This window comes from Pseudolysinimonas sp. (assembly GCF_031389465.1).
In the GTDB taxonomy this organism is placed as follows: Bacteria; Actinomycetota; Actinomycetes; order Actinomycetales; family Microbacteriaceae; genus Pseudolysinimonas_A.
Genome location: NZ_JANMSQ010000188.1, coordinates 1 through 2,393, shown reverse-complemented (window position 1 = coordinate 2,393; position 2,393 = coordinate 1). Strand labels below are relative to the sequence as shown.

General features: G+C 73.9%; 5 protein-coding genes. 1 reads left to right on the top strand and 4 read right to left on the bottom strand.

Translation table 11 applies throughout. The annotated features are described in order from the left end of the window. The 4 genes from RMO30_RS07575 to RMO30_RS07560 form a co-directional block, all read right to left on the bottom strand. Positions 1-675, bottom strand: a 675-nt coding sequence (locus RMO30_RS07575; RefSeq protein WP_397427908.1) for a DUF4153 domain-containing protein, incomplete at its 3' end; no start/stop codon positions are given. A 193-nt stretch (positions 676-868) separates the two neighbouring features. Beyond that, positions 869-1,300 (bottom strand): arsenate reductase ArsC, encoded by a 432-nt coding sequence (locus tag RMO30_RS07570; protein WP_309711493.1) that lies wholly within the window; start codon positions 1,298-1,300, stop codon positions 869-871. A gap of 119 nt (positions 1,301-1,419) precedes the next feature. Beyond that, positions 1,420-1,893, bottom strand: coding sequence for an RpiB/LacA/LacB family sugar-phosphate isomerase (locus RMO30_RS07565; RefSeq protein WP_309711490.1), 474 nt, complete (start codon positions 1,891-1,893; stop codon positions 1,420-1,422). A gap of 79 nt (positions 1,894-1,972) precedes the next feature. Continuing rightward, positions 1,973-2,233: a hypothetical protein gene (locus tag RMO30_RS07560; protein WP_309711488.1), complete on the bottom strand. Its 261-nt coding sequence runs from the start codon at positions 2,231-2,233 to the stop codon at positions 1,973-1,975. Between RMO30_RS07560 and RMO30_RS07555 the strand changes: the two genes are divergently transcribed. Then, positions 2,211-2,393 (top strand): hypothetical protein (locus RMO30_RS07555; protein WP_309711487.1); only part of this gene is annotated, 183 nt, incomplete at its 3' end. The genes RMO30_RS07560 and RMO30_RS07555 overlap by 23 nt on opposite strands.

Here is a 2,393-nt window from a genome sequence, read left to right as displayed (position 1 = left end):
GGCGAACAGCAGACCGAATACCAGGAGAAGGGCGACCGTCACCGCCGCGCTGCGCACCGCGACGAGCACCTGGCCCCGACGCGAGCCCATGAGCGTCCCGGCGCCGTGGCCGACCCACCGCAGCGCGCGGACGAGGCCCGCGACCCAGCTCACCGCGGCAGTCATCACCGCGGGCGCCGAACGCGCCGACGTCGCCGCGACGGCCCCGGCTCCCAGGGCTGCCGCCAGGCACAGCCCGACGACCCAGCCCGCGTCGCGGATCGCGACGACCCCGACCAGCGCGATCGAGAGCGCGACGGTCACGAGGTCTCCCACCGCTCGCCGGCGCACCAGCGCCGGCACCGCCGGCGCCCAGACCAGCAGGCCCACGAGCGCGGCGCCGAGCCCGAGCCGGTGACCCACCAGGAGCCCCCCGCCGGCGACGCCGGTGGCCCCGCACGCCAGCAGGATGCCGGTCGAGGCCGTTCGACGGTGCTCGCCCCAGAACTCCCTGACCGCCAGGGCGACCGGGCCGGGGGTGCGAGCGATCCCGGCGGCCGCGCCCGGTCGAACTGATGCTCCCGGCAGGGGCGGCGTCGACCACCCCTCCGGCCGCGAGCCCGGCGACGGGCCCGCGAGGGCGGGCCCGGGCGTGGCGGCTGCTGAGGAGGAGGAGGGCACGCCGGGATCCGTCATAGCCGTCACCGTAGGGAGGCTGAGGCGGCCGTGTCCGGCGCGACGGCAGGAGGCGCCGTGCAGATTGTGTGCGGGCGTGTGCGGGTCCCGTGAGCACCGCTGTTTGGGGCGCTGAACTGCAAGGGAGCAAATCCGGCGCCCCGGCGCGGCCAGCCACCGACCGCCGGACCGGCGGCGGGATCGACTCCTTCGGTCAGGCGGGCAGCGCTACGGGTTCGACGCCGAGCTCGGCGAGGAGGGTGAGCACGCGCGCCCGGATCTCGTCCCGGATCGGGCGGACGGAATCGATGCCCTGGCCCGCGGGGTCCTCGAGCTTCCAGTCCTCGTAGCGCTTGCCTGGATAGATCGGGCAGACATCGCCGCAGCCCATCGTGATGACGACGTCGGACGCCCGGACCGCCTCGTTCGTGAGGACCTTGGGGCTTTCGGTGCGAAGGTCGATGCCGACCTCGAGCACCGCGGCGACCGCGGCGGGGTTGATCTGGTCGGCGGGCATCGAGCCCGCCGAGCGGACCTCGACCCCGCCGCCGGACAGCGCGGCCAGGAAACCGGCGGCCATCTGCGAGCGGCCGGCGTTGTGGACGCAGACGAACAGGGCGCTGGGGCGGGTGGTGGTCTGGGTCATCGGGTTTCCTCGTCCTTGGGGTTCGGGCCGTCGGGGTTGCGGGGGAGGCTGCGGGGGAGGTTGGGGGGAGCTGGGGTCGGGGTCGACGCGCCTGACGCCGACGGGCGCGTCGTCGGACTTCAGCCCAGCGGCACGAGGTGCCGGGCGTCGATGTCCCTCACCTTCGCGACCCGCCGCGCGTACTTCTCGCCGCCCTGGCCCTTGCCGAGCCATTCCGTCGACATCCACACCCGAACGATCTCGAGCGCGATCGCCGAGCCGATGATCTTGCCGCCGAGGCACAGGACGTTGGTGTCCGAGTGCGAGCGCGCCAGCCCGGCGCAGAAGGGGTCCTGGCACACCGCGGCGTAGATCCCGGCGATCTTGTTCGCGATCATCGCGCTTCCGTAGCCGACGCCGTCGACGAAGATCCCGCGGTCCGCCTCGCCCCGCGCGACGGCAAGGGCCGCGGGGTAGACGTGGTCGGGAAGGTCCGCCGCGTCGTCGGTGTCGGTGCCGAAGTCGGAGATCTCGTGCCCCGCGGCGCGCAGCAGCGTCTTGATCTCCTCCTTGAGCCCGCGGCCGGCGTGGTCGCTCGCCATCGCGATGCGCATCGTGAGCCCCTTTCGTGGGTCAGGGACAAACGTAGGGGCATCCGAGGGTCGACGTCGGCCAGTCACAGTCGCACCCGCGTCAGGCGTCGCGCAGCCGGAGCACGAGCACCGCGGCCAGCAGCGCCCCGGCGGCCCAGGCGGCGAGGACGCCGACGCCGGCCCACGGGCTGATGGGCAGGCTGTCCAGCCCGATGGTGTTCTGGATGGCGAGTCCCGCGCCGCTCGGGCTGAGCTGCTCGAGACGTCGTTTCCAGTCGGCGTCCGTCACGACGCCAGCGAGGATCGGGAACAGGTACAGCAGGCCGAGGACGACCCCGATGGCCGTGGCGGAGTCCCGCACGAGGGCGGCGATTGCCCTGGCTGTTGCCCGGCAGGATCACCCGACCGGCCAGCAGCGAACCCAGGACGGCGACGGTGCCCGCCGCGAGCACCAGGCCGGCGACGGTTGCCGCCTTGGCGGCGAACACGGCCAGGACCGCGATGACCACCTGGCCGAGCTG